Genomic DNA, 980 nt, shown 5'->3' on the forward strand with positions numbered 1-980 from the left:
GTTTGCGGAAATGAAGGCAAACACACAAAGTGCGCAGGGATCATGTAGTCCGGCAAGCTTTCTTTTAAATAGGCACGCAATGCATCTGGCTCAACGGCCTCGCCTTCGGCAGCAATATAATAAGCCACTAATTTTTTATTACCCGGCTCGTCTTCACGGGCAATCGTCACACACTGGCCAATAGCCGCGTGTGCAGAAAGCCGTGTTTCAATTTCGCCCAACTCAATACGGAACCCGCGTATTTTTACTTGGTTGTCGATACGACCCAAGAATTCGATCGACCCATCCGCTTTGCGTTGCGCTAAATCACCGGTTCGATACAGGCGTTTGCGGCTGTCTAAGGGGCTGACGATAAATTTCTCGGCGGTAAGCTCGGGGCGATTAAAATAGCCGCGCGCTAAACCGTCGCCGCCAATCATTAACTCACCCGGCACGCCGATTGGCTGCAAGGTTTGTTGTTCAGAAAAGATATAAAAGTCAGTGTTAGCTATTGGCAGGCCGACATACAGCGCGTCTTCTTTTTCACACACCTGTTTCACCGAGGACCAAATAGTGGTTTCAGTAGGCCCGTAGAGGTTCCACACTTCGCAGCCGGTCGCTAACAAATTTTCGGCGAGATCTAAGCCCATAGCTTCGCCGCCACACAATATTTTTATCTTCGGTTCACCCTGCCAACCGTGTTCAATTAACATTCGCCAGGTCACTGGCGTGGCTTGCATGATGGTGACCTTTTGATCTTCGAGTGTCGCGACGATGCGATCCGGCAACATGGAAGTTTCGCGATTGCGAATAACAACTCGCGCGCCGAAAAGTAAGGGTAAGAAAATTTCTAGAGCGGCAATGTCAAAACAAATGGTGGTCAATGCGAGCAGACTATCGCTAGCTTTTATTCCCGGTTGTTTTTGCATTGAACAAAGGAAGTTAACCAAACTGCGATGTGAAAGCTGCACACCTTTTGGTTTGCCGGTGGAACCGGAGGT

1 protein-coding gene is annotated in these 980 nt (G+C 49.4%); it reads right to left on the reverse strand.

Translation table 11 applies throughout. From position 1 onward, the window contains the following. The coding region (locus IDZ20_RS10900) for an AMP-binding protein (RefSeq protein ID WP_188151467.1) at nucleotides 1–980 on the reverse strand (980 nt) is incomplete at both ends.

Source organism: Teredinibacter waterburyi (assembly GCF_001922985.1).
In the GTDB taxonomy this organism is placed as follows: Bacteria; Pseudomonadota; Gammaproteobacteria; order Pseudomonadales; family Cellvibrionaceae; genus Teredinibacter; species Teredinibacter waterburyi.